This is a genomic window from Salinisphaera orenii subsp. halophila YIM 95161 (genome assembly GCF_003732545.1).
Taxonomy (GTDB): Bacteria; Pseudomonadota; Gammaproteobacteria; order Nevskiales; family Salinisphaeraceae; genus Salinisphaera; species Salinisphaera orenii_A.
Genome location: NZ_AYKF01000019.1, coordinates 1 through 1,397, shown reverse-complemented (window position 1 = coordinate 1,397; position 1,397 = coordinate 1). Strand labels below are relative to the sequence as shown.

The following is a 1,397-nucleotide window of genomic DNA, read 5'->3' as shown; positions in this document are numbered from 1 at the left end:
TGCTTGATCTGTTACCCGAACTCGGCCAGCGTTTGCCTCACGTCAAACCGGCCGCGCCGCTGAGCGCGCCCACCCAGGCGCGCTTTCGCCTGTTCGAGGCAATCGGCCGCGTCTGGCAACGTTTCGCGCGCCAACAACCGCTGTTGCTCGTGTTCGACAATCTGCATCTGGCTGATTCGGCTTCGTTCCGTCTGCTGGAATTCCTGGCCCCGGAGCTGGGCGAGTCGCCGTTGCTGCTATTGTCAACCTATCGCGATCTCGAAATATCCCGCGAGCACCCATTCTTGAAAACGCTGAGCGAACTGGTTCGGCTTCCCCAGTGTCAGCGGTTGAGTCTGACCGGGCTGAACCGGCCCGAGACGGACCAGCTATTGCACGACCTCGCCGGACAACGTCCGCCCCCGCCTGCTCTGGCCGCTGCAATCCATGCCCACAGCGAGGGCAATCCGTTGTTCATCCGGGAACTGGCCCAGTCCCTGTTCCAGCAGGGCCTGTTGGGAGTGCACGCCCAACGGCACCCGGACAACGTGCAGATTCCGATTCCGGCCGGGATCCGCGAGGTGCTGCGCCAGCGACTGGACCGACTTTCGCAGGGCTGCGGTGACTTGCTCTGCCTGGCCTGCGTGATCGGGCGCGAGTTTGAATTGGAGCTGCTGGTCGGCCTGACCGACGATCTGTCCATCGCAAGCGTGCTGGACGCGCTGGACGAGGCACTCGGCGCACGGCTGATCGAAGCGCTCGCACAGCCGGGCCGCTACCAGTTCAGCCATGCCCTGGTCCGGGAGACACTCTACGACGAGCTGGCTTCGAACAGACGCCTGCAGCTTCACCAACGCATCGGCGAAAAACTGGTGGAATTGCACGGGGACAGGGCGACGGCCCAGCTGGCACGGCTCGCCTATCACTTTGGCCGGGCGGCGCCACTAGGAACTGCCCACCAGGCGATGGCCTACGCCGAACAGGCCGGCGCACGTGCCGACAAGCTGTTGGCTTACGAAGAGGCGGCGCGCCTGTACAGCCTGGCCCTGGATCTGCAGTCACGCTACGCGGAGACCGACGCCCAGTTCCGGCTGTTGTTGGCGTTGGGTACGTCCCAGTACAGGGCAGGCGCGTATGTAACCGCCATGACCACGTTTCAAAGCGCGGCCGTCAACGCTGCGAGCCGCCATGCCGGAGAAGAGCTGGCCCGGGCGGCCCTGGGTTATGAGGAGGCCAGCTGGCGTCCCGGGCTGCCCGGGACCACCGCCTGTCAGCTGCTACGCGACGCCCTGGCGGCGGTCGACGCCGGCGACTCCGCGCTGAGGGCCCGGTTGCTCAGTTCGCTCACACGGGCGTTGATCTTCACCGGCGACGTCGACCGCTCCACGCAAATACAGGCGCAAGCGGTGGCGGTAGCC

General features: G+C 65.6%; 1 protein-coding gene. It reads left to right on the top strand.

Annotation, left to right across the window (positions count from 1 at the left end):
* The coding region (locus tag SAHL_RS17695; protein WP_221177791.1) for an ATP-binding protein at positions 1 to 1,397 on the top strand (1,397 nt) is incomplete at both ends.